The following is a 26,049-nucleotide window of genomic DNA, read 5'->3' as shown; positions in this document are numbered from 1 at the left end:
GTTATTCTGTTCCTCTCTTCCTTTTATCAAAGTTTAATATAAATGAGGAACAAGCTATGAAAAAAATTTTATTAATTCTCCTTATTCTAGGAATAGCAACATGGGGTTATTTTGCATTTAAAGAGCACCAAATAGCTCAAGAAATTGAAAAACAGCTTCACAGTCGAATGGATCGAGACTTTAATGTTACGAAAGTTAATAAGGTTGTAGATGAATCAGGAGAAATTTATGAAGCAAATATTAAAATAGAAGGTATTGAAAAACCTTTTGAAATATGGTTCCCGACTATTGCGGTCAGCTCACTATATGAATATGCTGTGATTAGTGAATTATGGGATCGCCAGTATGAAAAAGAGGTAAAGGGGATTGTAAAACAGCATCCTTTTAAAATTCAAAAAGTAGAAGGTAATGTAGGCATTAAAACAAATGAGAAAATTAACATTCGCCATCTTCCTAATATTCAAAAGGTAAGAAAGAAATACGGAGAAGATGCAGTGATCGATAATATATATAGGGGTAAATACACTTTATCCAACCGATACGGTTTTGCAGGAAAAAGAGGACGAGAAAGTATTTAACCTTCTTCAAGACTTTGAGAGTCATGGTATTCATAATTATTTATCTTTAACGGTCAGATACAAAAACAACACCCAGGTCTATGACATTGGTATACATAGTGCTAAAAGTGATATTTATCACAAACCAGAAGATATGAAAAAAGCAAGAGTGTTAACACAAGACAAGGTAATTAAATACAATAAAGAGTTAGAAAAATAAATAATCTATAACATCTTTATGATATAAACATATTAAACAAACGCATAACGTAAGCCAAAAGCAAAGAAATCTCCATTTCTTTGCTTTTGTACAATTTTCTTTAAAAAAATGAAACCTTATCGTAACATTATCGTAAATAATACTAAGATAACAACATAAAGTGTAAAAGAGGAATTAAAATATCTTCTCCAAATAAGGAAGGATAGATTAATGTGAACTTTTTCACTTTAATAAGTTAATGAGGTGATGCAATTGTTTTCTTTATACGTTTTATTTATTTTGTTCTTTTTAAGCCTTGGTGGCATATGGATTTGGTTAGGGAAGAAGGGTGTATTTCAAAAAGTTGGGGAGAAAGCAGAGGAAGTAAAAGATGCGTTTAAAGATAAGGAGGAAAAATAATATGTTGAAAACAGGAAAAGCAAAGCTTGGGGCTGTGCTTGTAGGGCTAGCTATTATTTTAGGTGGGGTACTTGCCATTATGTCAATTACCCAAGTTGATCAAGGCCATATTGGGGTTGTGTACAATAGATCTGGCGGGGTTGAAAAGCAAACGCTTGGTCAGGGATGGCACTTTGTATCTCCATGGAAGAAAGTCACACAATATCCGGTTGCAATGGAAACGGTATCATATGAAGATGTCCCACTTGCGACGAAAGATGGAAAACCGCTTGATATTGATGCAACATATAACTACGCAAACAATCCTGAGAAAGTTGTTGATATCTTCAACAAGTTTAAAGGAGCAAAACCAGAAGTGATCGAGAATACGTTCCTTCAGTCACGTATGAAAGATGCGGCATTATCTGTAACATCTAAATATACGATTCTTGAAATCTTCCAAAAGCGTGAGCAAATTAAAACAGAGATTGAGCAAGAGTTTATAGAAGATGCCAATAAATATGGATTCGTTGTTTCAGACTTCGTTCTTGGTACACCAAAACCAGATGAAAAAACGCAAAAAGCGATTCAAAATGTTGTAGATGCACAGCAAAAGCTTGAAGCAATGAACGTTGAGAAGCAGCAAGCAGAAGTTCAAGCTGAAAAAGCAAAAGTAGAAGCACAAGGTAAAGCAGATGCTGAAATTATTAAAGCAAAAGCAGAAGCGGAAGCAAACAAAGTAGTAAGTGAGTCATTAACACCAGAAGTAATTGAAATGAAGCGTATCGAGAAATGGGATGGAGACAAAAATGTTCAAACGAAAGTTGTTGGCTCTGATTCTGACGTTATTGTTGGTGGAAAATAAAAAAGACCGAGGCTTTTGCCTCGGTTCTTTGTTTAATATGCGTTCTGTCCTTTTTCTGAATAGCGTCCAAACCATTCATAGCGGTTTTCAGAAACCCACGTATAAAGCGGCACACCTAGCTTCTCTACGAGCGGCAGAGAAAGAAGCATGCCAATTGGCCATGTAAGCGGGAGTGACTTTAAAATTTTCCGAACGGTATAGAACCCGCTAAACAGTTCATTATCACGAGAAATCATGTGAATTTCATCATAAACATTACGCTTAGCTAAGAAGCGGAACTTTTGTTCAGATTGAATCGATTGAACAGGCATCCAATCAAGACGTTTTCCCCAATCAAGGGCTTGGACAACTTTTTTTACATTTGAACAAAGGGGACAGTCAGCATCATAAAAAACAAGATGTTTCATACTATCTACCACCTTTCGTATGTAGTGCTCTTTTTCCCTTCTTCGATATGTTTTACACATCTTTTTAAAAAGGAATATTTTCTAGCATTTCTTCATAAGAATTAGGAGAAAAGAAAGAGTTGTAGTTCAAAAGATCGTTTTTCATTTTTGAGCAAAAGGTGAACATTGACCTCTATATGTACGTTCTGTATTGAAATTATGTTATAATACGTTTAAAATATGATGGTCAATCCGAGACTATACAGGAGGTTATTAGGTTGTCCATTGCAGGAAAAAAATTAATGCTACTAGTACTTTTACTTGTTTTTTTATGTTTACTAGTTTTCTATTATATGAACAACGTAGCTAATAAAACAGATGCTAAAGAGCAAACAAAAGTTTTGCAAAGTTTGCCTGCATCTGAGAAAACAAAAGATACAAAAAATGAGCGATTTAATATTTACTACTATCAAATCACTAAAATAGATGGGAATTCATACAAGGCTAAAACAAAAGAGGGAACAAGCATTACCTTTACTACAAAAAGCCTTGAGGAACCTCTTAGTGACAAGCTTGCAGAAGGTGATATTATAAAAGCTTATTTCGACAAAAAAGTACCAACAAACGGCCTTTATAAAGTAGAGAAAAGATGAGCTCAAGTACCAGGCTCATCTTTTTTTCGTTTAAGAACATACTACCTAAAAAAGGAGGCTTACGATGAATAAGAAGCAAACCGAAGAAGAACAAAAAGAAAACAGAGATTTGGCAAATGAACGAGGAAACGGAAATCAAGACAAGAGTCAAGACGGTTTTCGCTATGACTATGATGATTAAGCATGTTAAAAAGGCTTCCATACTTGGAGCCTTTTTAACTGTACTGCTGTAGAATAGAGAAAAAGTCTTTCACAAATTCATAAAAAAGTTGTTCAGATGGAGCAAGTTTACGATGTTTTGGAATAATCATGCCAACGGTTCTTGTCACATGTGGAAACTCAATCGGCACTTTTACCGTAAACTTTGGCATTGTTTCATACAGCGTACTTTCTGGAAGAAGTGTTACACCAATCCCTGCTGAAACAAGTCCTTTAATGGCATCAAGATCTTCTCCAACTGATGACACATTTGCTTTAAAGCCTGACTGTTTACAGGCATCAATCGCAAGTCTGTGCAGTACATAACCTTTTGGGAAAAGAACGAACGCATCATTGCGAAGCTGATCAAGTCGAATTCGTTCCTTACTTGCAAGAGGATGGTTTGAAGGAAGAAGAGCTAAAATCTTCTCAGAAAACAAAATCGTTCCTTCTACATCGTTATCATCTCGTGGAACAGGCCCTAAAAAAGCTAAATCAATTTCTCGATTTTTAACTGCATCAATTAAAAATTTATAAGAACCTTGACGGAGATGAAAGGCAACGTTCGGATGTTTTCCTTTAAAGGCGGAAATAACGGTTGGTAGTGTGTGGCTTGCAAGGCTTGTTGGGAAGCCAATTTTAATCGTCCCGCGTTCGGGATCAAGATGTTCATCAATAAGCTGCTTTGCATTATCAATTGCTTTTAACGCAGTCTCTGTATGAGTTAAAAAAAGCTTCCCAATTGTCGTTAATTTAATGTTTCGACCTTCTCGCTCAAAAAGAGCAACCCCAAGTTCTGTCTCCAAATTACTAATTTGTCTACTTACAGCAGACTGAGCCACATGAAGGGCAAACGCCGCCTCTGACACGTGCTCACGCTTTGCTACTTCTACAAAATAAACAAGCTGTCTTAGCTCCATTTTATATCCCTCCTTTAAACCTATCTCATATTGAGATCGTTTTAATCTAAATTATATATTGTTTATATCAATTTGTGAAACTACAATTAGTATTGTAACGTAATCGGCATAGAGAGAAAAAGATATGGAGTTGGAGGAATGCCCTATGACAATAAATAAACTACCTCAAGCACAAGGTCTTTACCGCCCGGAATTTGAGCATGATGCATGTGGAATCGGTCTTTACGCACATTTAAATGGTCGTGCGTCGCATGATATTGTGGAAAAAGGGCTTCATATGCTTGACCAATTAGAGCATCGTGGTGGGCAGGGAAGTGACCCGGATACAAGTGATGGAGTTGGCATTATGGTCCAAATTCCTCACGACTTTTTTCAAAGCGTTTGTACTTTTGCATTCCCTGAAAAAGGCCACTATGGAGTTGGTATGATCTTTTTCCCACAGGATGAGAAAGAGCGCGCTCACTATGAATCGGAAATTAACAGAATAGTCGAAGAAGAAGGACAACAATTATTAGGCTGGAGAACGGTGCCTGTTGACAGTACACACATTGGACCAACAGGAAGAGAAAGTCAGCCATACGTTCGTCAAGTTTTCATTGCCAAAAATGAAAATGTAGAAGAAGGCTTACCGTTTGAGCGAAAATTGTATGTGATTCGCAAACGTGCTGAACAAGTTGGTGAAAATACGGCGTTCTATTTTGCGAGCCTTTCAAGCCAAACGATCGTATACAAAGGGCTTATGACACCATCTAAAGTATCTAGTTTTTATAAAGATTTAAAAGACGAGCGTTTTACATCAGGTTTTTCACTTGTTCACTCACGCTTTAGTACTAATACGTTCCCAAGCTGGGAAAGAGCGCATCCAAACCGTTATTTAATTCACAATGGTGAAATTAATACGCTTCGTGGAAACATTAACTGGATGAGAGCACGTGAGCAGCAGTTTATTTCAAAAGCATTTGGCGATGATCTAGATAAAGTAATGCCTCTTCTCGATATAAATGGAAGTGATTCTTCTATTTTAGACAATGCATTTGAATTTTTCACGCTTGCTGGCAGAAAACCTGCCCATACTGCAATGATGCTTATTCCAGAACCATGGGCACGCGATGAGAATATGGAAGATGATAAAAAAGCTTTTTACCAATATCATAGCTGTCTTATGGAGCCGTGGGATGGTCCAACGGCAGTCGTGTTTACAGATGGAAATGAAATTGGCGCTATTTTAGATCGTAACGGTCTTCGTCCTGCTCGTTATTATGTAACAAAAGATGATTATCTTATCCTTTCTTCTGAAGTTGGCGTAATTGACGTTGATCCAGAGAACGTTTTATATAAAGATCGTTTAAGTCCAGGGAAAATGCTTCTTTTAAATCTTGAAGAAGGACGAATTATCTCAGACCGTGAACTGAAGGAAGAGATGATTTCAGAGCATCCGTATCGCGAATGGTTAAACGAGCAAATGATTGAAATCAATGACTTAGAGCAAGCTGAAGTTTCAGAAAAAGTTGAAAATTTAGTTCAGTTGCAAAAAGCATTTGGTTATACGTATGAGGAAGTTTCAAAAAATATTATCCCTATGGTTACAGAAGGCAAAGATCCAATTGGGTCAATGGGACTTGATACACCGCTTGCTGTGCTTTCTAATCGTTCACATTTATTGTACAACTATTTCAAACAGCTTTTCGCTCAAGTTACAAACCCACCAATTGACGCAATTCGAGAAGAAATTGTGACATCAACAATGACGCTATTAGGTCAAGAAGGTAACATTCTTCATCCTGATAAATCAGCAGCACGTCGCATTATGCTTGATGCACCATTTTTATCAAATGAAGAAGTAGCTCGTTTGAAAGAAACGAATGTGAAGGAATTTAAAACAAAAACGCTATCGCTTCTTTTTAAAGAAGATATCGAAAAAGCGCTTGAAACGCTTTGTGGGGAAGTAGACAAAGCAATGGCAGAAGGAAACACAATCATCGTCTTATCAGACAGAGGCGTTGATGAGCACAATATGGCAATGCCAACGCTCCTGGCAGGAAGTGCTGTTCATCAGTATCTTGTAGAGAAGGGAACGAGAACAGCTGTAAGCTTAGTTGCAGAAACAGCAGAAGCTCGTGAAGTTCACCATTTTGCGGTTCTTATTGGTTATGGAATCGATGCAATCAATCCATACCTTGCATATGAAACACTTCGCGAGGGAATTAAAGATGGCGTTATTAAAGTTTCTTATGACAAAGCTGTTGCAACTTTCAATAACACAGCAGCTGAAGGTGTTGTAAAGGTTATGTCAAAAGTTGGGGTTTCAACTGTACAAAGTTACAGAGGTGCTCAAATTTTTGAAGCTGTAGGTATCGGGGAAGATGTTATTAACGGCTACTTTACAGGTACAGCATCACAGCTTAGTGGAATTGGGCTAGACGTTATTGAACAAGAAGTGAAAATGCGTCATGAAGAAGCATTTGTTGGCAATTATAAGGACGAAACGCTTGAAGCTGGAAGTGAACTACAGTGGAGACGAAATGGTGAGCATCATGCGTTCAATCCACAAACAATTCATACGCTTCAACATGCATGTCGTACAGGAAACTATGAACTTTTCAAAAAATATTCGAAAATGGCAGATGACGAACAGCTTACGTTCTTACGTAATGCCTTTTCATTTAATAAAAAGAGAAATAGCATTTCAATTGATGAAGTAGAGTCTGTTGATTCGATTGTAAAACGATTCAAAACAGGAGCAATGTCGTTTGGATCTCTTAGTGAAGAGGCTCATTCAACATTAGCAATTGCAATGAACCGTCTTGGCGGAAAGAGTAACAGTGGAGAAGGTGGAGAAGATCCAGCACGTTTCACAAGAGATGAAAATGGAGACTACCGCCGCAGTGCAATTAAACAAGTAGCATCAGGCCGATTTGGCGTAAACTCACACTATCTTGTAAATGCAGATGAGCTTCAAATCAAAATGGCACAAGGAGCAAAGCCTGGTGAAGGTGGTCAGCTTCCAGGAACAAAAGTATATCCATGGGTAGCTGAAGTACGTGGCTCAACGCCTGGCGTTAGTTTAATTTCACCACCGCCGCATCATGATATTTACTCTATTGAAGATTTAGCACAGCTTATTCATGATCTTAAAAATGCCAACTCAAAAGCACGCATTAGCGTAAAGCTTGTATCAAAAGCAGGCGTTGGAACGATTGCAGCAGGTGTTGCAAAAGCAGTTGCAGACGTTATTGTAATTAGTGGTTATGATGGAGGAACAGGTGCCTCACCGAAAACAAGTATTAAGCATACAGGTCTTCCGTGGGAGCTTGGCTTAACAGAAGCGCATCAAACGCTGATGATGAACAAACTTCGCAGCCGCGTTATTTTAGAAACAGATGGAAAACTGATGACAGGCCGTGATGTTGTAATGGCTGCCCTATTTGGAGCAGAAGAATACGGGTTTGCAACAGCTCCACTTGTTGTTCTTGGCTGTATTATGATGAGAGCATGTCATCTTGATACTTGTCCTGTTGGTGTTGCAACTCAAAACCCTGAGCTTCGTAAAAAGTTTTTAGGCGACCCAGATCATATCGTAAACTTCATGCGTTTTATCGCACAAGAAGTACGCGAAATTATGGCAGAGCTTGGCTTCCGTACAATGGAAGAAATGGTTGGTCAAACAGAAGTGCTTGAAGTGAGTGAACGTACGAAATCTCACTGGAAAGCAAAGCATCTTGATCTAACAAAGCTTCTTTATAAAGTAGAAGGAGAGCATACGCGTACAGAATATCAAAATCATAAGCTTGATCAATCACTTGACGTAGCTGAGATTTTACCAAAATGTGAGCGTGCTCTTAACGATAGAACACAAGTTGATTTAAGCTTTAATATTCGCAACGTTAACCGTGTTGTTGGAACTATTGTCGGAAGTGAAGTAACGCGTCGTTTTGGCGAGAAAGGTCTTCCAGAAGATACGATTACGCTTCGCTTTAACGGTTCAGCAGGTCAAAGCTTCGGAGCATTTGTTCCAAAAGGGATGACACTGAACTTACAAGGAGATGCAAACGACTACGTTGGAAAAGGACTTTCAGGTGGTAAAATTATCGTTCGCGCTCCTGAAGTAAAAGCTCAGGCACCAGAAGACAATGTTATTGCTGGAAATGTTTCGCTTATTGGAGCAACAGCTGGTGAAGCATATATTGAAGGCCGCGCTGGGGAACGCTTCTGTGTTCGAAACAGTGGAGCATACGCTGTTGTTGAAGGTGTTGGAGATCATGGCTGTGAGTACATGACAGGAGGCCGCGCTGTTATTATCGGAGCTGTTGGTAAGAACTTCGGTGCTGGAATGTCAGGTGGCGTTGCGTATGTTCTTCCAGATGATGCTGAGCACTTTGATCAAACGGCAAATAAAGAAATGGTGCATTTTGAAACTCTTCAAGACGAAGAAGACATTAAAGAATTAAAAGCAATGTTAACAAAACATATGAACTATACAGGAAGTGTGAAAGCAACACAAATTCTAGCTCATTGGGAAGAGTCTGTTGCAAAGTTTGTGAAAGTCATTCCGAAAGATTACAAGCGCATGCTACAAACAATTGAAGCAATGAAAGCGTCTGGAATGGAAAAAGATGAAGCAGTTATGGCTGCCTTTAAAGCAAACTCATCAAACAAATCTCAAAAAGTAGATGAAACTCTTCAAACAATCGGATCTTAATAAGGGGGCGAACGGTTATGGGAAAAGCAACAGGATTTATGGAGTATGATCGGGAAGCACCAAAACAGCGCGACCCTAAAAAACGAACAGGAGATTGGAAAGAGTACGCCAACTCATTTACAGATGAACAGTTGAGTCGCCAAGGCGCTCGATGTATGGATTGCGGCACACCATTTTGCCAAATGGGAACTGAAATAAATGGGATGACAGCAGGTTGTCCTATTCATAACTTAATTCCAGAGTGGAATGATCTTGTGTACCGCGGTAGATGGAAAGAAGCGTTAAACAGACTTTTAAAAACAAATAATTTTCCAGAGTTCACAGGGCGCGTTTGTCCAGCGCCTTGTGAAGGCTCTTGTACCGTTTCAATCAATGATCCAGCCGTTGCGATTAAAAATATCGAGCGCTCAATCATCGATAAAGGCTTCCAAGAAGGATGGATTACACCACGTATTCCAAGCGAGCGTACAGGAAAAAGAGTTGCTGTTGTTGGATCAGGTCCAGCAGGATTAGCAGCTGCTGATCAGCTTAACCAAGTTGGTCACACTGTTACAGTATATGAGCGTGCAGATCGTATCGGCGGCCTTTTGATGTACGGTATCCCAAGCATGAAGCTTGAAAAGGAAGTTGTAGAACGTCGCGTTAACTTACTTCGCCAAGAAGGTATTGATTTTGTGACGAATACAGAAATCGGGAAAGACATTACAGCAGAGCAGCTGAAAGAAGAATATGATGCTGTTATTCTCTGTACGGGAGCACAAAAACAGCGTGATCTTGTAATGGAAGGACGCGAATTAAAAGGAGTTCATCTTGCAATGGACTACTTAACACATTCAACAAAGCAAGTATTAAACGGTTCAGACTTTGATGAAGCTTTTGATGCAAAAGGAAAAGACGTTATTGTAATCGGTGGCGGGGACACTGGTGCTGACTGTATCGCAACAGCTGTGCGTCAAGGCTGTAATAGCTTAGCTCAGTTTGGTAAACATCCAATTTTACCACATGATCGCTCACTTGATAATCCGTGGCCACAATCACCGCTTACATTTGCGCTTGATTATGCTCATGAAGAAGCACAGGCATCTCTAGGAAAAGATCCTCGTGAATATCTCATTCAAACGAAAAAGTTTGTGGGAGATGAAGAAGGCAACTTAAAAGAAGTGCATACAGTGGCAATGGAGAAAGTGATTGAAAATGGAAAATTTGTTTTCAATGAAATTCCAGGAACTGAAAAATTATGGCCTGCACAACTTGTATTCGTTGCGATTGGATTTGAAGGAACAGAAATGCCGCTTCTTTCTCAATTTGGAGTAGAAGTTGAACGTAACCGTGTCAAAGCAAAATACGGCACATATGAGACAAATGTTGATGGCGTTTTTGCTGCAGGGGATGCACGTCGTGGTCAAAGTTTAATTGTTTGGGCAATTAATGAAGGACGTGGCGTAGCGAAGAGTGTTGATCATTATTTGATGGGTGTTACAAACTTACCTGTCTAATGCAATTGTTTTAGGGGTTAAATAAAAGGGGTTCACATATAGAGAAGAAAGCAGAGCAGTAAGGGGATTGCTCTGCTTTTTCGCGTTGCTGTGATACGATAAATGTAAGGGGGAATTAAAATGAATATTTTATGGGATTTTGATGGAACCATTTTTGATACATATCCGACTATTGTTAAGACTTTTAAACGTTTAATAAACGATAAGCATGTAAGCGATGAAGAAGTGCTAGAAAAATTAAAAGTATCTTCGCTTCATGCTATAGATTATTTTGGGGTTGAAAAAGAGGAGTTTGATAAAACATTTCATCAACAAGAAAGCGAGCTTGACGTTCGAGAAAAGCCCCCGTTTGCTCACGTTGAAGAGGTGCTGAAGTCCGCTGCGTGTAACGTTATTGTGACTCATAAAGCTAAAAAGTCAGCAATGGATATTTTAACACATTACAAGTTAAAGCATTACTTTACAGAGATCATTACAATTGATGATGGCTATAATAGAAAGCCAGATCCTCAATCATACCGATATTTACATAACTTATATCATATCGATTTAATTATTGGCGATCGTGAACTTGATCTTCAGCCAGGGCGAGAAATCGGAATTAAGACATGTGCCTTCCAAAATGCTCATCTTGAAGCAGATTTTCATATTCAAGATTATCAGCAATTTTTCACACGAGTTATGCCACACTTATAAGGTTATGTTAGGAAACCTCACATAAATAGAGAAATCCTTGTTAGGGTTTGTTATGGTAAATATAACAAAGAGTCAGGGGGAATCAAAATGGAACAAATTACGATTCAATCAATTTTGATTTATCGGTTAATGAGTAAGGGGATTTATCAAGGACAAAGTGGAAAGAATCTTCATCATCTTGAAGAAGACGAGCTTCAGAAACTATTAGCTAAAAATGAAGAAAAAGAAAAGTGCTTTTCTTAAACTCGTTTGTTTAAAACAAACGAGTTTTTTGTGTTTGAAAATAAAATAATGCATATATAAATAAGAAAACAGTTGTAGATATATTAAAAAATATGGACAAAAAGATCTAAAAGCTAAACATTACTTTCTACCTACCGATAAACAAAATGTCATGTTCCTATTTTGTTTTTAGAGGAGAGAAGCTCTTATGTTGATCGTGCTTATTGTAAATCTTTTTGTTTCGCTTTTTCATCCTATTGAACTAGATTCCGGAACAAAAGCCATCTCTCAAGACTCAGAAGGGTATGAGAGCTATGAGCAGTTAAAAGAGGTAGAGAAGGAAGGAGTTGATTACCGCATTCGCTACGAAAACAGAGATACAAATATTGCTGTTTTTGCGATTCACGGTGGGCGAATTGAAATTGGTACATCAGAAGTTGCTGAAGGTTTAGCCTCAAGAGGTGACTATTCTTACTATATGTTTGAAGGAATTAAATCACAAGATAATGGAATTCTTCATATTACATCAGTAAAATTTGATGAGCCTATCGCGAGAACACTTGCAAGGCATTCTCAAACAATGATTTCTTTACACGGCTTTTCAAGTGAGGAAAAAGTTATATATGTGGGAGGAAGGAATGAGCTATATAAATACGAAATTAAGAAAGCGCTTACTAAATTTGGATTCCGTACTGAAGAACCTAGAGAAGATCTAAGAGGAGAAGAACTTAAAAATATCGTAAATGATACGATATTAAAACAAGGTGTTCAGCTTGAGATTTCTTCTTCTGTAAGACGTTCTTTTTTTGAAAACAACGATTGGTCGAGAGGAAATATTGAAAATAAAAGTACTGTTTATTATAGATTCATTGATGCATTAGAAGAAGCATCTTCCAAATATAAAAAGAACCTTTAAAAGGATTAATTGTATTTTAATTCCATATAAAACGCTTTCTAATGAGAAAATTTGTGAAAAACTATTGCAACATGTTTAAAAACCTGATACATTAGAGATAATTATTTTTGTTCGCTATATGTATGGATAGAATAAACATTTCGAAAAAGGTTTTTGTCTTGAAGTATTATATGTGGCAAGGGCAAGAATAGTAATATATTTGTACACATATGTTGTGCAGTAGGAGGAAATAACATGTTACAAGGTAAAGTAAAATGGTTTAATGCAGAAAAAGGTTTCGGTTTCATCGAAGTTGAAGGTCAAGACGATGTATTCGTTCACTTCTCTGCTATTCAAGGCGAAGGCTTCAAAACTTTAGAAGAAGGTCAAGAAGTTTCTTTCGAAATCGTTGAAGGTAACCGTGGACCACAAGCAGCTAACGTTCAAAAGTAAGCTGTTTTAATGATATAAAAGCTGTCGAGAAGTTTTCTCGGCAGCTTTTTCGTGTTTTAAAGGGGATAAACTTTCTTCGCTGTTCATATAGTAGATAAAAAGCGGACAGGCAGGAGCTGAAGAGCGGTTGGAAACCTTGTTAACACTTGTAGAGATTGTATTTATAAACCTTATTTTAAGCGGGGATAATGCTCTTATTATTGGAATGGCAAGCCGCCATTTATCAGACGTGCAACGGCGCAAAGTGTTTGTTTACGGAACGTGCGGAATTATTATCATTTACGTTATTTTAGCAAGCTTGGCAAGCGTACTGCTTCATTTCCCCTTTGTAAAGTTAGTAGGGGGGCTTTTACTTATTGCTACAGCTGTGAAATTGTTAACGTCAGCAGAACAGATGGACGATGGAGAAGATAAAAAAAGTAAAACGGTGAGAAAAGCGCTTTTTGTGATTTTGCTTTCTAACGTTGTTATTGGGTTAGATAACGTATTGTCCATTACAATGCTTGCAAAAGGTAATTTTCCTCTTATGATTGGATCTATTATGATTAGCATTGTTTTTCTTGTGTGGGGAAGCACTCACATTGCTCAGCTTATGGGAAGCTATCCATTACTTATTACAGCAGGTTCTCTTATTTTAACGTACAGTGCAACAATGATGATGGTAAGTGATCCTTTCTTAGTTTCCTTTTTTATTCAGCTGCCGTTCTTAAAAACAATGCTTCCGACCATTTTTACCATTAGTGTGCTTTGTTTTAATATCTTGTATGTGTTGAAGAAGAAGTTTGTTTATTTTCGTACATAAAAAAGCTTGTAGCACAGTGCTACAAGCTTTTTTTATTTATTGCTGTTGAGCTAATTTCTTTTGTACATCAGGATCTGCTAAATATTCATCATACGACATTTCTTTATCAATAAGACCGTTTGGCGTTAATTCAATAATGCGGTTTGCAATTGTTTGAATAAACTGATGGTCATGTGAAGCGAAAATAAGCGATCCTTTGAAGTTAATAAGTCCGTTATTTAATGATGTAATAGATTCAAGATCTAAGTGGTTTGTTGGTTCATCAAGCAGTAGAACGTTCGCATTGCTTAGCATCATTTTAGAAAGCATACAGCGAACTTTTTCTCCTCCTGAAAGAACGCTAGCTTTCTTCATCGCTTCTTCACCAGAGAAGAGCATACGACCTAAGAATCCGCGCAGGAATGTTTCCGTTTGGTCATCTGGTGAGTATTGACGAAGCCAGTCAACAAGCGTTAAATCATTTCCTTCAAAGTAAGGTGCATTGTCTTTCGGGAAGTAAGATTGAGAAGTTGTAATTCCCCATTTGAACGTTCCTTCATCAGCTTCCATTTCACCTGTTAGAATTTTGAAAAGCGTTGTTTTAGCAAGTTCATTATGACCAACAAGCGCAATTTTATCGTCTTTATTCATAATAAAGCTTACGTTGTTTAACACTTTCACACCATCAATTGTTTTAGATAGACCTTCTACACGTAAAAGGTCATTTCCGATTTCACGCTCTGGTGTAAATTGAACGTAAGGATAGCGGCGAGAAGATGGCTGAATGTCATCAAGCGTAATTTTCTCAAGCATTTTCTTACGAGATGTTGCTTGTTTCGATTTCGATGCATTAGCGCTAAAACGAGCAACGAAATTTTGAAGCTCTTTAATTTTTTCTTCTTTTTTCTTATTTGCTTCTTGCGTTAATTTTGCCGCAAGCTGACTTGATTCATACCAGAAGTCGTAGTTTCCAACATAGATTTGAATTTTTGCAAAGTCAAGATCTGCGATATGTGTACAAACTTGGTTTAAGAAGTGACGGTCATGGGAAACAACGATAACGGTATTTTCAAAGTTAATAAGAAAGTCTTCAAGCCACTGAATAGCCTTAATGTCAAGATGGTTTGTAGGCTCATCAAGAAGAAGAACGTCAGGTTTACCAAATAGAGCTTGAGCTAATAATACTTTTACTTTTTCAGCTCCTGTAAGGTCTTCCATTTTCTTTGTATGAAGATCTTCAGAAATGCCAAGTCCTTTTAAAAGGATTGCTGCTTCTGATTCTGCTTCCCAACCGTTAAGCTCAGCAAATTCCCCTTCAAGTTCAGCTGCTTTAATGCCGTCTTCATCAGAGAAGTCTTCTTTCATATAAATAGCGTCTTTTTCTTTCATAATTTGATACAGACGCTCATGTCCCATAATAACAACTTGAAGAACTTCATGTTCTTCATATTCAAAGTGGTTCTGCTTAAGAACAGCTAAGCGTTCACCTGGATTCATATGAACATCGCCAGTTTGAGCTTCAAGTTCACCAGATAAAATCTTCAAGAAAGTAGATTTTCCAGCTCCGTTTGCCCCAATTAGCCCGTAGCAGTTTCCTGGCGTAAATTTAATCGTAACATCTTCAAATAACTTGCGATCGCCAAAGCGCAAGCCAATATTATTTACTGATAACATAGGATTCCTCCAATTTTAATCTCTACTATGCACAAAGGAAGTATAGCATAAGAAAGGGCATTGAAGCTAGTAGCATTGAACGATAAGAAGGGAATGTATGAAAGAAGAAAAGCAAGGTACCTCATTTTTTTCTCTTTTAAGTATTATTGCACAGGATAAGAAGGAGATGAGGAAGCACTTTATAGGATGTTAAATGAGTGCAAAGAACTATTAATCTTACAAGGGGAATGGTAAAATAAATCATTTCAGTGTCTGGTGTTATTAAATAAGAAACGAAAAATAATAAGTATTTTTTAATTAAACTATGTTCTAAAAGAATAAAAGGAATAAAATATAAAAGCCGGGCCATTTACCCGGCTTTTATTAGCCTGTAACAGAATGTTTTGCTATTTTCTCCTCTAAACGTTCACCCTTACGCGCAATTTGAAAAAATGAAAAGAGCGCAATAATGGTAGAGATAAAAATAATCGCTCCCATTGGGATTGCAGTACTTTCATCAAGACCAACGAGCGGAGCAACGCAAGCACCAATAAATAAAGGCATCATCCCTAGAAGGGCACTAGCACTTCCTGCACGATGTCCTTGTTTATTAATAGCAAGTGAAAAGGATGTTGTTGTAATCATTCCCATTGTAATCATATACACAAAGATAGACCCAACAATCATAAACAACGGACCTTTTACAATGGTCATAATCAGTAGTACGGTTGTTGCGACAGATGCAATAAGCAAAGCAGTGCGAAGAATAGTTTGCTCACGAACTTTTCCAGCGCAGCGTCCAACAATAAATGTTCCCGTAATAATGGCTATACCATTCACGCCGAAAAGTAAACTAAACGTTTGTGGAGAAACGTTGTAAATGCCTTGATATACAAAAGGAGTGCCTGATACATAAGCAAAGCTTCCTCCGTGAGCAAAACCAAGTGTTAGGGCATATCCGATAAACGAACGCTCTCTTGATAAACTGCCAAACGTTTGGAAGGTTTTCTTTAGTGATGTTTTCGTGCGTTTTTCAACAGGTAAACTTTCTTTTAATCTCCAAGATGTGAAACTTACAATAATTAATCCAAGTAAACTTAAAAAGAAGAAAATAAAGTTCCAGTGAGCGTTAGGGAGCAATAAAATAGCTCCCCCTGCAACAGGAGCAAGCATTGGCGCCATTGCATTCATTACCATTAAAAGGGCAAAGAATTTCGTTAAATCAGGACCGCTAAATACGTCACGAACAACGGCACGAGACGCAACAATTCCACCTGCAGCTGTAAAACCTTGAAGAAAACGTCCAATGATTAACACAACAATGTTTGGAGCGAAGGCGCAAAGAAGAGAAGCTAAAATAAATAATATAATAGAAACAACCATGGGCCTTTTGCGCCCAAGCGCATCGCTAATTGGTCCAACAACGAGCTGTCCGACTGCAAGCCCGATCAGACAGGTTGTTAGGCTCAATTGAACAAGAGATGCATTTGTGTCCAAGTCATTCACAATGTCAGGAAAGCTTGGAAGATACATATCGATATTAAGAGGGCCGAGTATTGCTAATAAGCTAAGTAAAGCCGCTAATGCAAAGCGTTCTTTACCTGTAGGGTTTTGTGTCATTGCGTAAACAACCTTTCTAATAGACTATTAATTTGTTTTCCACTAAAAAACAGATAATCCAATTCTACATGACAGATGCTTCACTGTCTAATGGATGCCATTTTGAAAACTAGAAATGATGTTTGGCAGATGATGCGAATAAGTTGATTTTTTGAAATGGATAAGTTAAACTAATGAAGTTAAATCGTAATGGTTACGTTTTATTTAAGTTATTTTTTGAAAGGAGAATATTATGGCTAAAAAATCAAAAGTAGTAAAAGAACTAAAGCGTCAAGAAATGGTCGAAAAATACGCAGAGCTTCGCAAGGAACTAAAAGAAAAGGGGGATTATGAGGCTCTTAAGAAACTTCCTCGTGATTCTTCGCCAACTCGTCTAAACAATCGCTGCCAAGTAACAGGAAGACCTCGCGGCTACTTGCGCAAATTTAAAATGTCACGCATTGCATTTAGAGAGCTGGCTTATAAAGGTCAGGTTCCTGGTGTTAAGAAATCAAGCTGGTAAAAGAGAGCATTTTTTGCTCTCTTTTATTTTAATTGAAAAATAGATTACGTTAAGATGATAAAGGGAAAGAAAAAGAAAAGAAAAAGAAAAGAAATACATAGGAGGAATAAAAAGATGAATATACAAGGAAAAGTAGCGATTATTACAGGTGCAAGCAGTGGGATTGGAGAAGCAATTGCTTTACAGCTTGCTGAACAAGGAGTTCAAGTTGTTCTATCCGCTCGTCGCGTAGAACGGTTAGAAAATTTAGCTCGTAAAATTGAAGAAAAAAGCAATGCCCTTGTTGTGCAAGCTGATGTAACGAAAAAGGAAGAAGTCGAAAATGTGGTGAAGAAAGCTCAAGAAGCGTTTGGGCGAATTGACTTTCTTATTAATAACGCAGGGGTTATGTATCGTTCATTCTTAAAAAACGATCATGTAGATGAATGGGAGAAAATGATTGATGTGAATATTAAAGGCGTTCTATATGGTGTTCATGCTGTGCTTCCAAAGTTGATTGAACAAGGAAGCGGTCATATTGTCAACGTTTCTTCTGTAGCAGGGCATGAAATATCACGTTCAAACGTTGTGTACGGGGCAACAAAATATGCTGTACGGGCGCTATCAATGGGATTGGAGAAAGAACTAGCAAAAACCGGCGTGCGCGTTACAAACGTTTCGCCAGGAATGGTTGAAACTGAACTATCAGGTCATACAACAGATGAAGAAGTATTAGAAATAAGTAGAAATCATCAAAGTACTGTCAACCCATTAGAACCAGGGGACATTGCAAGAGCCGTTTCTTTCGCTTTATCGCAGCCGGAAAATGTAAATGTAAATGAAGTAACTGTTCGACCAATGCATCATAAACAATAATTACCTTCTCCTAGTCCGAGCGACTAGGAGTTTTTTTGTGGTAAACTGATTTCAAGAAAACGAACAAAGGAGTTAGAGAATGATTACAGGCGCAAGCTTAGATGAAACAAGAGTGTATCGCTATTCCCTGTGGCGTATTTGGGACGAAACGAAGCCAAGGGTTGTCTTTATCATGCTTAATCCAAGCACAGAAGGAGAAACAAAAGATAATCCTACTGTTAGAAGATGTATTGCATTTGCAAAGGAATGGGGATATGGTTCGCTTGAAGTTGTCAACTTATTTTCCTACCGAGCAAGCACACCTGAAATGCTGAAAAAAGCAAAGGAACCTGTTGGGGCAAGTAATGAACAATTTTTGCTGCAAGCTGCTAATCGAGCAGAGCGTATCGTTCTTGCATGGGGAATACATGGAGCTTTTTTGAAGCAAAATGAAAAAGTCCTAACCCTTTTAAAATCTTATCCTCTCCATGTGCTTGGGGTTACGAAAGAGCGCCACCCAAGACATCCGCTTTTCATGAAGAAGTCTGCTAAACCTTTCCTATATAATTCATAGAAAAAAAGCACGAAAAATTCGTGCTTTTTAAGAGAGAAACTCAGCTTCAATTGATTTTGTAAAAGCATCAAATGCTTTTGTGATTAGTCCGTCTTTTCGATAAATAAAAATGGTTTGAAAGGAAGAAGCAGAAAGCTCATGGTAATGAAGATACCCATCATTCCGATGATAGTCTGCAAGAGATTTAGTTAATACAGAGAATCCGAGTCCTGCTTTTACACAGCTAATAATGGCTTCTAATGTATTAAACTCCATCGTTCTTGCAGGTCTAATTCCATTTCCATTTAGCCATTCATGAATACGAGCGTGATGAACATAGTTTGGGCGAGTTAACAGAGTTTGATGACTTGGATTTGTTTCATTAAAAGGTTCTTCACTGTTTGTAATAATAACGAGCTTTTCATTTAATACAGGAAGAGTTTCGACCTCAATATGATGTACAGGACCTACAACAAAAGAGCCGTCAAGTTCGTGAGAAAGAACGCTTTCAACTAAGTTTTCGGTTGAATCAACTTGTAGAGAAAGATGAACATCAGGATATTGCATGCTAAATGTTGTCAAAAGTGGGGGAAGATGCACAAGTGCTGTTGTTTCATTAGCGCCGATGGTCAAATAACCTGCTGGACTGTCTTCTTCTTTTAATAACGTTTCCGTGTCCTCTACAAGCTTTAAAATTTCTTCTCCTTTTTTTAGAAGAAGTCTTCCTTTTGAAGTAAGCGTAATTCCTTTTGAATGACGGTAAAAGAGTGTAGCTCCTAGAGACTGTTCTAATTTCTTCATCCGAGTGGTAATGTTCGACTGGACGTAACAAAGCTTTTCAGCTGTTTTTGTGACGTTACCTTCTTCAGCAAGGGTTTTAAAAATAAGTAAATCTTTAAATTCCATTTGTTGTTGGGCTCCCATCAAAAAAAATGATGACTTTTTTTAATTTTAATCATTTTATTTTATTACATTTTTATAATAAGATAAAGGTGTCAAACAAAACAAGCAAAAAAGTCAAATTACAACTCTTTTTTACAATGTAACAAAGCGGTAGCAAGACTTTCCCTTATTTTGTTTAACCCTCTTTACTCTTGTAAAGAATTTCCCCTTATAGAAAAAGGCATTCACGGCGGTGAATGCCTTTTTCTTTATGTTCTTTTATATATTTGACGGAGTTTGTTGATATGGGCTTGATGGTAACGATTATGATCTGCCATATGCCAGAGTCCCCATCTGATTGTTGCTTTTTCTCCTTTTTCATATGAAACAACTTTTGTTAAATTTTCATCTTTTAATGTAACACAAACTTCCTTTAATTTTTGATGAACAGCGTCTAGTTGTTGAAGGAGAAAGGAGAGAGAAGATCCTTCAGCAGAGGGGAGATTTCCTTTTTCATCTAACTCGGGCCCATACTCTTTCTCTAGCTCTGAAGGAATAGGAGCACATTTCAGTCTGTACACCCACTTTAGATCAACATATGCAATATGTTTTAAAAGCTCTGCAATACTATTTTCATTATGCTCTTTTCCTTTGAAATGAATTTCATCTTCGCTTGCATCCTGAACACTTTTTTTGAGACGGAGGACATTTTCCGACACTGTACTATAGAGGATGCCTGTAATGATATCCATATTAGGTGTTGATAAATCTTTCACTTTACGGTCTCCTTTCTTTTATCAGTTCTAGAGAGAATTTTAACCATTCGACAAAAAAGCAGGAATTCCATTTTTTTATTTAGAGGATTATTATCATTTAAATTTCCAAAGGTGAGAACTTTTATGAAATACAGCATTTAACATGAAAATTGAGTTTCAAAAAAGTTTAAGTAAAGTGTTAAAAAGATTGAACTCTGCTACATAAACAAAAAAGCAGGAAGCATATTTAAAGCTTTCTGCTTTTTTGTTTATGTGAATTTTTCTTGGCTTTCTTTACCATTAAACCACCCATGATGGTGAAAAGAAGGGAAACAATCAAACCGTTTTTACTCTGCTGTGTTGTAAGAAAGTAAAGGGCGGAGATAGCCATAATAATAGTGAAAAGAATTGACATAATAAGTTCGTTTTTCGAAGGCTTGTTTTTCATTATAAATCCGTCCTTTTTCTGTATAATCATTTGTCCTTACACTATTCTTTTCCCTATTTTATAGGAGGATGAAACATTGGCCATTAAAAGGTGACTGGAAATAATGGTTATTATTGTGTGAAAAAGAAGGAAAAAGTTTGTTATCGTAGAATGAAGGAGGGGATATATGTGAAAGAAAAAGAACCTTTCAACGATGTTGAAGATCATGTAGATAAAGTAACAGGAAATCCATACAAAGGAAGGCATAAAAACACTCCAAAAGGCATTAAAATTATTGGGTACGTTATAATTTCCTTTTTTGTTGTATTATTTATAACAACGCTTATTGGTATCTTTTTAAATTAGTAAGAAAGCTAGGGAGAACTTATTATTTCTAGGAAAAAAAGGATAAAAAATGGAAAAGGTTTGAAACCTTTTTAGAAGTTGTTCGTATAAAAAAGTAAAGGAGGGATAAATGAAAAGTTAGACTGCATGTTATTTGAAAAATAGCAAACTAAAAACATGTTAATTAAAAAAGAGAGGTGCAAACATGACGTTAGTAGTTGAAGGATTAAGCAAACGCTTTGGGTCTAATCAAGCAGTAAATAATCTTTCCTTTACATTACCACGGGGCGAGATTCTTGGTTTGCTTGGTCGTAATGGAGCGGGAAAAACGACAACATTAAAAATGATGCTTGATCTTATTCCAAAAAACGAGGGAAGTGTACTTTGGGAAGGGAAAAATTTTTCTAAACGGAACGTAACCTTTGGATACCTCCCAGAAGAACGAGGACTGTATCCAAAAGCAAAAGTGAGCGAGCAGCTTCTGTATTTTGCAGAGCTTGAAGGCATGAAACGCAAGGAGGCAAAAGAAAAGATTAAGGAATGGCTCGAACGCTTTGAAATTTCTCATTATCACAACAGTACAGCAGGAGAGCTTTCAAAAGGAAATCAGCAAAAAGTTCAGATTATCGCAACCGTCCTACATAATCCTGATATTATCATTTTAGACGAACCATTTAGCGGTCTTGATCCTGTGAACGCTGATTTACTATCACGCATCATTCAAGAAGAAGTACATAAAGGCAAAACATTTATTTTGTCTTCTCACCGGATGGATAAGGTTGAACAGTTTTGTCAGCATATCATTATGATGAAAGCTGGAAACCCAGTTGTGCAAGGAACAGTAAAAGAAATTAAGGAAAGTTATGGCTATCGTTATCTTCGTGTCTTGCCAGAGATTGATCAACCTCTTTCTAGTGAGTGGGAGAAAAATGGCCTGTATTATGAGCAAAAAGTGAAAAGCGATGAAGAAGGATTAGCACTACTGCAAGAGGTAAAAGCAAGCGGGATCGCTATTCGAGAATTTACACTTCTTGAGCCAACCCTTCATGAAGTGTTTGTGGAGAAGGTGAGATAATGGGGAATTTCGGAAAAGTACTTGAGTTTCATTTAAAAGAGCAGTTTGGGAAAAAAGGTTTTTGGATTGGTATTATTATTCCTGTTATAGCGATAATTGGTTTTTTCGGATTTACACATTTTAAAAGTGATGGAGAGAAAGACGCGATTGCCATTGTAAATAAAGGAACAACCTATCAAGTTTCCGATAATGCAATGTTAGGTAACTTAAAAGAAGATTACGAGTTTAAATTTTTAAAAGGTAATCAAGTTAGTAAAGCAGAGCTAGGTGTAAAAGATGGGGATTATGAAGCCCTTTATATTATTGATGAACAATCAGGGAAGCCCGTTCTTGAACAGCGCTATGAATTTACACCGCCAGCTTCAGTTACAACCGTGCTACAAGGTACTCTTCAACAGCAGTACAGTGCAAAGGTTTCAACTGAACAAGGCATTTCTGGAGATGTATTAAAAGAACTGCAAACGCCAATTACTATTAAAGACACAGTGTTAGATTCAGATACAGATGATAAACCAACAGGAGTTGTCTGGGTATTTGTTTTCACAATGTACATGTTTATCCTTATGTATGGGATAGGGATTGCAAATGGGATTGTCGGTGAAAAAAGCAGCCGCGTAATGGAAATCATGATTACAAAAGTCAAACCTATTACAATGATGTACGGAAAAATCATTTCAAATATGCTTGTTGGTCTTGCGAATATTCTCGTTATACTAGCTTCGTTCCTGGTTGTGCAGTCACTGGGATGGGCAGATAGCATGGCCTTAGATTTTATTGATGTAAGTGGATTTACCGTTTCGGTTACTCTTCTATTTATCTTGTTCTTCTTAAGTGGATTTATGTTAAATGGAATGATTTATGCAGCATTAGGGTCACTTGCATCTCGTTCAGAAGATATTGGAAACTTTACGTCCCCTCTGATGATGATTTCACTTGCAAACTTCTTTTTAGGAATGATGACAATGGGAAATCCGACGGCAAGTTATATTACAATTTGCTCGTACATTCCTGTTCTTACACCAACCCTTATGTTTAGTCGCTATTTAATGGGAAGTGCAGCTGGATGGGAACTTGCTTTAGGAATTGTCATTATTATCGTCACAACCCTTCTTCTAAGTGTTATTGCGAACCGTTTATACAAACGAGGTGTTATGAAATATAGTGAGAAGATGTCTTGGAAGCAAGTATTTGGGATGATGAAGAAAGAAAGTATCAAAGGATAAAATGTTTTAAAAAAAGCAGGAGGATAGCTAAGCTATCCTCCTGCTTTTTTATTTTAGCATGTTGTATTTGTGCCCTCTGTGTCGGTCTTTTGTTTAATATCTTTTACAACATCTTCAAGGGTCACATTTCCGAGCGATTTTTCAAGTGCTAATTGTGCAGCTGTGAAGATCGGCATCACCGCTTCTTGAATGTTTTTTCCAACAGGGCATTCTGGGTTTGGGTTGCCATGTACACTAAATAGCTCATTTTCTTGCACAACGTTCACTGCTTTGTACACATCAAGAAGCGTAATAGCAGAAAGCTCTTTGGCAAGCTCTGCTCCAGCAACTCCAGGGCGAACGTTCACTAATCCTGCATTTTTTAACATCCCCATAATTTTACGAATGACAACAGAGTTTGTATTGACGCTTTTGGCAATCCATTCAGAGGAATTAACGTTTTCTTTGTTTAGTTCTAAAAGAGATAATATATGAATTCCGACAGAGAATCGGCTGCTTATAGACATGTCAGTCACCTTCCTTGCACATATTCTAGCCATTTGATAGAAGTTACAAGCATTATTATACACGAAAAGAAGGAAAGGATAGAAGGGAGTGATTTTTCTATTGACAAAAATCACTCTTGTAATTATCATTGTTACATGTAATAAAAGTAGTTACAAGTTAATTTTTTAGGAGGAATAAAGATGAAGATTGGTATTATTGGAGCAAGCGGTAAAGCAGGGAACTTAATTTTGAAAGAAGCTGTAGATCGAAATCATGAAGTAACAGCGATTGTAAGAAATGCAGGGAAGATAGAGAATAAAGAAGTAGACGTTCTAGAAAAGAATATTTTCGATTTAAAGAAAGAAGATCTTCAAAAATTTGATGTAGTAGTAAATGCTTTCAATGCACCACATGGAGAAGAACAGCAGCATATTGAAGCAGGTCGAGTATTAATGGAAGCTCTAAAAGGAACAAATACAAGAGTAATTGTTGTTGGTGGAGCAGGTAGTCTTTATGTTGATAAGGAAGAAAAAACGCGCTTATTTGACACTCCTGATTTTCCTGAAGCATATCTTCCAACAGCTACAAATATGGGGAAAAGCTTAGATGAATTTAAAAAGACTGAAGATGTAAAATGGACACACCTTAGTCCAGCTGCTTTTTTTGATCCAGCAGGAAAGAGAACGGGTGAGTACAAAACAGGTGGGGAGCAGCTTATCCTAAACAACAAAGGAGAAAGCTATATTAGCTATGAGGATTATGCCATTGCAGTTGTAGATGAAATCGAAAATCCAAAACATATAAAGCAACGCTTTTCTGTTGTAGGAGAAGCTCAGTAAAAAAGAAAAAGCACCCTTTGTTAGCAAGGGTGCTTTTTTCATAAATCTCTAGCTAAAGTGTCTTTCTTGCACCATTTTGATTAAAAAGCAACAGGAAGGGAAGATAATCCTTGTGAACTTAAAGTGAACTCCCAGTTAACGTTCTCTCTAGGAACGCTGAGTCGTAGATGAGGCATACGTTTTAAAAGAGTAGAAAATGCAACGTCTCCTTCTATACGGGCTAACGGTGCACCTAGGCATGAGTGAATGCCGTGTCCAAAAGCAAGATGTTGTTTAATTTCGCGCGTAATATTGAGATCTTCTGAATCTGCAAATTTGAGTTCATCTCGGTTTGCTGATTTTAATATCGGAATAACCATGTCTCCTTTAGTAATCTGCTGCCCAGCAAATTCAATATCTTCAGTAGCAAAGCGAGGTCCTGCTATTGTGGCAGGACCGTTAAAACGAAGCAATTCCTCTACAGCTGAGGGAACTAAATCAGCATCTTCTTTAAGTTTTTTAAGCTGCTCTGGGCGATCTAGTAATATTAAAGTTCCGTTTGCGATCAGGTTTGAAGTTGTTTCATGGCCAGCAAAAATCAATAGAGAAATCATTGAAAGAAGTTCTTCTATGCTAAGTTTATCTCCCTCTTCTTCAATCGCAATCAGCTGGCTAATTAAGTCATCACTAGGGTGATGACGCTTGTCTTCGACAAGCTTTGCGATATATTCACCGAAAGCTTTTATTTGTTCTGCAACTCCTGGCTCTTTTCTTCCTAGTCCTAAACCATGCGCAATAGCTGAAGACCATTTATGAATCTTTCCTTGATCTGATTGAGGCACGCCAAGCATGTCGGAAATCACGTTAATTGGTAACGGATAAGCGTAGTCTTTTACAATATCCATTTCACCCTTATCTATAACTTGATCAAGCAACTCATCAGCAATTTTCTGGACGCGAGGACGCAAGCTTTCCATATAACGTGGTGTAAAAGCTTTAGATACAAGTCTACGCAATCGTTTATGATCCGGGTTATCAACGGAAAGCATTGATTTTCCAGTTAAAAAGGTAGGTGGAGCAGAGGCATCACCGTTACTTTCCCGAATATCTACTTGGCCTTCAATTGTACTTTGATCTACAGTGAAGTGAGTGTGATCTTTTAATAGCTGCATGGCTTCTTCCATACGTGTAACCAACCATGCTTGATGATTTGTGCCAGGTATTGGAGATGGAATAGAGATAACAGGTCCTCTTTCTCGAAGTTGTGCGAATAAAGGAAATGGATCTTCGCCATTTTTGCCACTAAGTAATCCTAATACTTCTTTTTCTGGTAAACCTTGATTTGAATTATCCATCATAATCTTCCTTTCATAGAGCATCCTCTAACAGAGCTTCTTGTTTTTCTACATGCTTCTTTTGTAATCTCTTTATAAGTACAAAAATTAAAAATTTCCCTT

At 37.4% G+C, this 26,049-nt stretch carries 27 protein-coding genes; 18 read left to right on the top strand and 9 right to left on the bottom strand.

The window, feature by feature from the left end; translation table 11 throughout:
* Nucleotides 1-56: 56 nt before the first annotated feature.
* From BM012_RS18020 to BM012_RS18010, 3 genes are all read left to right on the top strand, one after another.
* On the top strand, nucleotides 57-578 hold the full coding sequence (locus BM012_RS18020; RefSeq protein ID WP_061805981.1) for a hypothetical protein: 522 nt from the start codon (nucleotides 57-59) through the stop codon (nucleotides 576-578).
* A 451-nt stretch (nucleotides 579-1,029) separates the two neighbouring features.
* On the top strand, nucleotides 1,030-1,176 hold the full coding sequence (locus BM012_RS26520; RefSeq protein WP_167360151.1) for a hypothetical protein: 147 nt from the start codon (nucleotides 1,030-1,032) through the stop codon (nucleotides 1,174-1,176).
* Nucleotide 1,177: 1 nt separating this feature from the next.
* Nucleotides 1,178-2,020 carry a prohibitin family protein gene (locus BM012_RS18010; RefSeq protein ID WP_061805983.1) on the top strand — a complete coding sequence of 281 codons (843 nt, stop codon included), beginning with the start codon at nucleotides 1,178-1,180 and terminating at the stop codon, nucleotides 2,018-2,020.
* A gap of 32 nt (nucleotides 2,021-2,052) precedes the next feature.
* Here the strand turns inward: BM012_RS18010 and BM012_RS18005 are convergent, their stop codons facing one another.
* Nucleotides 2,053-2,427, bottom strand: a complete 375-nt coding sequence (locus tag BM012_RS18005; protein WP_061805984.1) for a thiol-disulfide oxidoreductase DCC family protein — start codon at nucleotides 2,425-2,427, stop codon at nucleotides 2,053-2,055.
* A gap of 257 nt (nucleotides 2,428-2,684) precedes the next feature.
* Between BM012_RS18005 and BM012_RS18000 the strand changes: the two genes are divergently transcribed.
* The gene (locus BM012_RS18000; protein ID WP_061805985.1) at nucleotides 2,685-3,059 is read left to right on the top strand and encodes a hypothetical protein; all 375 of its coding nucleotides are present in this window, start codon (nucleotides 2,685-2,687) and stop codon (nucleotides 3,057-3,059) included.
* Nucleotides 3,060-3,274: 215 nt separating this feature from the next.
* Here BM012_RS18000 and BM012_RS17995 read toward each other — a convergent pair whose 3' ends face one another.
* A complete protein-coding gene (locus tag BM012_RS17995; protein WP_061805986.1) occupies nucleotides 3,275-4,177 on the bottom strand; it encodes a glutamate biosynthesis transcriptional regulator GltC in 903 nt (300 codons plus the stop codon).
* Between the two features lie 145 nt (nucleotides 4,178-4,322).
* Here BM012_RS17995 and gltB point away from each other — a divergent pair, with 145 nt between their 5' ends.
* From gltB to BM012_RS17965, 7 genes are all read left to right on the top strand, one after another.
* Nucleotides 4,323-8,876: a glutamate synthase large subunit gene (gene gltB, locus BM012_RS17990; RefSeq protein WP_061805987.1), complete on the top strand. Its 4,554-nt coding sequence runs from the start codon at nucleotides 4,323-4,325 to the stop codon at nucleotides 8,874-8,876.
* 17 nt (nucleotides 8,877-8,893) lie between these two features.
* Nucleotides 8,894-10,372, top strand: coding sequence for a glutamate synthase subunit beta (locus BM012_RS17985; RefSeq protein WP_061805988.1), 1,479 nt, complete (start codon nucleotides 8,894-8,896; stop codon nucleotides 10,370-10,372).
* A 120-nt stretch (nucleotides 10,373-10,492) separates the two neighbouring features.
* Nucleotides 10,493-11,068, top strand: coding sequence for an HAD-IA family hydrolase (locus BM012_RS17980; protein WP_061805989.1), 576 nt, complete (start codon nucleotides 10,493-10,495; stop codon nucleotides 11,066-11,068).
* A gap of 87 nt (nucleotides 11,069-11,155) precedes the next feature.
* Nucleotides 11,156-11,311, top strand: a complete 156-nt coding sequence (locus BM012_RS26515; protein ID WP_161939334.1) for a hypothetical protein — start codon at nucleotides 11,156-11,158, stop codon at nucleotides 11,309-11,311.
* A 187-nt stretch (nucleotides 11,312-11,498) separates the two neighbouring features.
* Entirely contained in the window at nucleotides 11,499-12,206 is a 708-nt protein-coding gene (locus tag BM012_RS17975; protein WP_061805990.1) for a poly-gamma-glutamate hydrolase family protein, read from the top strand.
* A gap of 234 nt (nucleotides 12,207-12,440) precedes the next feature.
* A complete protein-coding gene (gene cspD / locus BM012_RS17970; RefSeq protein ID WP_019393414.1) occupies nucleotides 12,441-12,638 on the top strand; it encodes a cold-shock protein CspD in 198 nt (65 codons plus the stop codon).
* 127 nt (nucleotides 12,639-12,765) lie between these two features.
* Nucleotides 12,766-13,440 (top strand): YjbE family putative metal transport protein, encoded by a 675-nt coding sequence (locus BM012_RS17965; RefSeq protein WP_061805991.1) that lies wholly within the window; start codon nucleotides 12,766-12,768, stop codon nucleotides 13,438-13,440.
* 36 nt (nucleotides 13,441-13,476) lie between these two features.
* Here BM012_RS17965 and BM012_RS17960 read toward each other — a convergent pair whose 3' ends face one another.
* Nucleotides 13,477-15,093, bottom strand: a complete 1,617-nt coding sequence (locus BM012_RS17960; protein WP_061805992.1) for an ABC-F family ATP-binding cassette domain-containing protein — start codon at nucleotides 15,091-15,093, stop codon at nucleotides 13,477-13,479.
* Nucleotides 15,094-15,456: 363 nt separating this feature from the next.
* A complete protein-coding gene (locus BM012_RS17955; RefSeq protein WP_061805993.1) occupies nucleotides 15,457-16,692 on the bottom strand; it encodes a Bcr/CflA family efflux MFS transporter in 1,236 nt (411 codons plus the stop codon).
* Between the two features lie 232 nt (nucleotides 16,693-16,924).
* On the opposite strand from BM012_RS17955, the gene rpsN reads away from it, so the two are divergent.
* From rpsN to BM012_RS17940, 3 genes are all read left to right on the top strand, one after another.
* Nucleotides 16,925-17,194 (top strand): 30S ribosomal protein S14, encoded by a 270-nt coding sequence (gene rpsN / locus BM012_RS17950; RefSeq protein ID WP_040058093.1) that lies wholly within the window; start codon nucleotides 16,925-16,927, stop codon nucleotides 17,192-17,194.
* 114 nt (nucleotides 17,195-17,308) lie between these two features.
* Entirely contained in the window at nucleotides 17,309-18,049 is a 741-nt protein-coding gene (locus tag BM012_RS17945; RefSeq protein ID WP_061805994.1) for an SDR family oxidoreductase, read from the top strand.
* Nucleotides 18,050-18,128: 79 nt separating this feature from the next.
* On the top strand, nucleotides 18,129-18,602 hold the full coding sequence (locus tag BM012_RS17940; RefSeq protein ID WP_061805995.1) for a DUF1643 domain-containing protein: 474 nt from the start codon (nucleotides 18,129-18,131) through the stop codon (nucleotides 18,600-18,602).
* 27 nt (nucleotides 18,603-18,629) lie between these two features.
* Here the strand turns inward: BM012_RS17940 and BM012_RS17935 are convergent, their stop codons facing one another.
* The 3 genes from BM012_RS17935 to BM012_RS17925 form a co-directional block, all read right to left on the bottom strand.
* Entirely contained in the window at nucleotides 18,630-19,487 is an 858-nt protein-coding gene (locus tag BM012_RS17935; protein WP_061805996.1) for a LysR family transcriptional regulator, read from the bottom strand.
* A gap of 245 nt (nucleotides 19,488-19,732) precedes the next feature.
* Complete coding sequence (locus BM012_RS17930; RefSeq protein ID WP_061805997.1) at nucleotides 19,733-20,239, bottom strand: DinB family protein; 507 nt, start codon at nucleotides 20,237-20,239, stop codon at nucleotides 19,733-19,735.
* 226 nt (nucleotides 20,240-20,465) lie between these two features.
* Nucleotides 20,466-20,666, bottom strand: a complete 201-nt coding sequence (locus BM012_RS17925; protein ID WP_061805998.1) for a hypothetical protein — start codon at nucleotides 20,664-20,666, stop codon at nucleotides 20,466-20,468.
* A 168-nt stretch (nucleotides 20,667-20,834) separates the two neighbouring features.
* Here BM012_RS17925 and BM012_RS26160 point away from each other — a divergent pair, with 168 nt between their 5' ends.
* From BM012_RS26160 to BM012_RS17915, 3 genes are all read left to right on the top strand, one after another.
* Nucleotides 20,835-21,011, top strand: coding sequence for a hypothetical protein (locus tag BM012_RS26160; protein ID WP_235606207.1), 177 nt, complete (start codon nucleotides 20,835-20,837; stop codon nucleotides 21,009-21,011).
* A 184-nt stretch (nucleotides 21,012-21,195) separates the two neighbouring features.
* Nucleotides 21,196-22,065: an ABC transporter ATP-binding protein gene (locus BM012_RS17920; RefSeq protein WP_061805999.1), complete on the top strand. Its 870-nt coding sequence runs from the start codon at nucleotides 21,196-21,198 to the stop codon at nucleotides 22,063-22,065.
* Nucleotides 22,065-23,288, top strand: a complete 1,224-nt coding sequence (locus tag BM012_RS17915; protein WP_061806000.1) for an ABC transporter permease — start codon at nucleotides 22,065-22,067, stop codon at nucleotides 23,286-23,288. Before BM012_RS17920 ends, BM012_RS17915 begins: the two co-directional genes overlap by 1 nt.
* 53 nt (nucleotides 23,289-23,341) lie before the next feature.
* On the opposite strand, the gene BM012_RS17910 is transcribed toward BM012_RS17915, so the two are convergent.
* Complete coding sequence (locus BM012_RS17910; RefSeq protein WP_061806001.1) at nucleotides 23,342-23,794, bottom strand: Rrf2 family transcriptional regulator; 453 nt, start codon at nucleotides 23,792-23,794, stop codon at nucleotides 23,342-23,344.
* Nucleotides 23,795-23,974: 180 nt separating this feature from the next.
* Between BM012_RS17910 and BM012_RS17905 the strand changes: the two genes are divergently transcribed.
* Nucleotides 23,975-24,613: an NAD(P)-dependent oxidoreductase gene (locus BM012_RS17905; RefSeq protein ID WP_061806002.1), complete on the top strand. Its 639-nt coding sequence runs from the start codon at nucleotides 23,975-23,977 to the stop codon at nucleotides 24,611-24,613.
* A gap of 80 nt (nucleotides 24,614-24,693) precedes the next feature.
* Here BM012_RS17905 and BM012_RS17900 read toward each other — a convergent pair whose 3' ends face one another.
* Nucleotides 24,694-25,947 (bottom strand): cytochrome P450 family protein, encoded by a 1,254-nt coding sequence (locus BM012_RS17900; RefSeq protein ID WP_061806003.1) that lies wholly within the window; start codon nucleotides 25,945-25,947, stop codon nucleotides 24,694-24,696.
* Nucleotides 25,948-26,049: the final 102 nt, after the last annotated feature.

This window comes from Priestia endophytica DSM 13796, assembly GCF_900115845.1.
GTDB lineage: Bacteria > Bacillota > Bacilli > Bacillales > Bacillaceae_H > Bacillus_I > Bacillus_I endophytica.
The sequence above is the reverse complement of the archived record's forward strand: the minus strand, read 5'-3'. Positions and strand labels throughout refer to the sequence as shown.

Bases quoted from the DNA above. Each gene is read 5' to 3' on its own strand.
- BM012_RS17920 (WP_061805999.1), top strand. From the start codon at position 21,196: ATGACGTTAGTAGTTGAAGGATTAAGCAAACGCTTTGGGTCTAATCAA.
- BM012_RS17905 (WP_061806002.1), top strand. From the start codon at position 23,975: ATGAAGATTGGTATTATTGGAGCAAGCGGTAAAGCAGGGAACTTAATT.
- BM012_RS18020 (WP_061805981.1), top strand. From the start codon at position 57: ATGAAAAAAATTTTATTAATTCTCCTTATTCTAGGAATAGCAACATGG.
- BM012_RS17980 (WP_061805989.1), top strand. From the start codon at position 10,493: ATGAATATTTTATGGGATTTTGATGGAACCATTTTTGATACATATCCG.
- BM012_RS18005 (WP_061805984.1), bottom strand. From the start codon at position 2,427: ATGAAACATCTTGTTTTTTATGATGCTGACTGTCCCCTTTGTTCAAAT.
- BM012_RS17910 (WP_061806001.1), bottom strand. From the start codon at position 23,794: ATGTCTATAAGCAGCCGATTCTCTGTCGGAATTCATATATTATCTCTT.
- gltB (WP_061805987.1), top strand. From the start codon at position 4,323: ATGACAATAAATAAACTACCTCAAGCACAAGGTCTTTACCGCCCGGAA.
- BM012_RS17995 (WP_061805986.1), bottom strand. From the start codon at position 4,177: ATGGAGCTAAGACAGCTTGTTTATTTTGTAGAAGTAGCAAAGCGTGAG.
- BM012_RS17985 (WP_061805988.1), top strand. From the start codon at position 8,894: ATGGGAAAAGCAACAGGATTTATGGAGTATGATCGGGAAGCACCAAAA.
- BM012_RS17960 (WP_061805992.1), bottom strand. From the start codon at position 15,093: ATGTTATCAGTAAATAATATTGGCTTGCGCTTTGGCGATCGCAAGTTA.
- BM012_RS17940 (WP_061805995.1), top strand. From the start codon at position 18,129: ATGATTACAGGCGCAAGCTTAGATGAAACAAGAGTGTATCGCTATTCC.
- cspD (WP_019393414.1), top strand. From the start codon at position 12,441: ATGTTACAAGGTAAAGTAAAATGGTTTAATGCAGAAAAAGGTTTCGGT.
- BM012_RS18010 (WP_061805983.1), top strand. From the start codon at position 1,178: ATGTTGAAAACAGGAAAAGCAAAGCTTGGGGCTGTGCTTGTAGGGCTA.
- BM012_RS26515 (WP_161939334.1), top strand. From the start codon at position 11,156: ATGGAACAAATTACGATTCAATCAATTTTGATTTATCGGTTAATGAGT.
- BM012_RS17900 (WP_061806003.1), bottom strand. From the start codon at position 25,947: ATGGATAATTCAAATCAAGGTTTACCAGAAAAAGAAGTATTAGGATTA.
- BM012_RS17945 (WP_061805994.1), top strand. From the start codon at position 17,309: ATGAATATACAAGGAAAAGTAGCGATTATTACAGGTGCAAGCAGTGGG.
- BM012_RS17955 (WP_061805993.1), bottom strand. From the start codon at position 16,692: ATGACACAAAACCCTACAGGTAAAGAACGCTTTGCATTAGCGGCTTTA.
- rpsN (WP_040058093.1), top strand. From the start codon at position 16,925: ATGGCTAAAAAATCAAAAGTAGTAAAAGAACTAAAGCGTCAAGAAATG.
- BM012_RS17925 (WP_061805998.1), bottom strand. From the start codon at position 20,666: ATGAAAAACAAGCCTTCGAAAAACGAACTTATTATGTCAATTCTTTTC.
- BM012_RS17915 (WP_061806000.1), top strand. From the start codon at position 22,065: ATGGGGAATTTCGGAAAAGTACTTGAGTTTCATTTAAAAGAGCAGTTT.
- BM012_RS17935 (WP_061805996.1), bottom strand. From the start codon at position 19,487: ATGGAATTTAAAGATTTACTTATTTTTAAAACCCTTGCTGAAGAAGGT.
- BM012_RS17975 (WP_061805990.1), top strand. From the start codon at position 11,499: ATGTTGATCGTGCTTATTGTAAATCTTTTTGTTTCGCTTTTTCATCCT.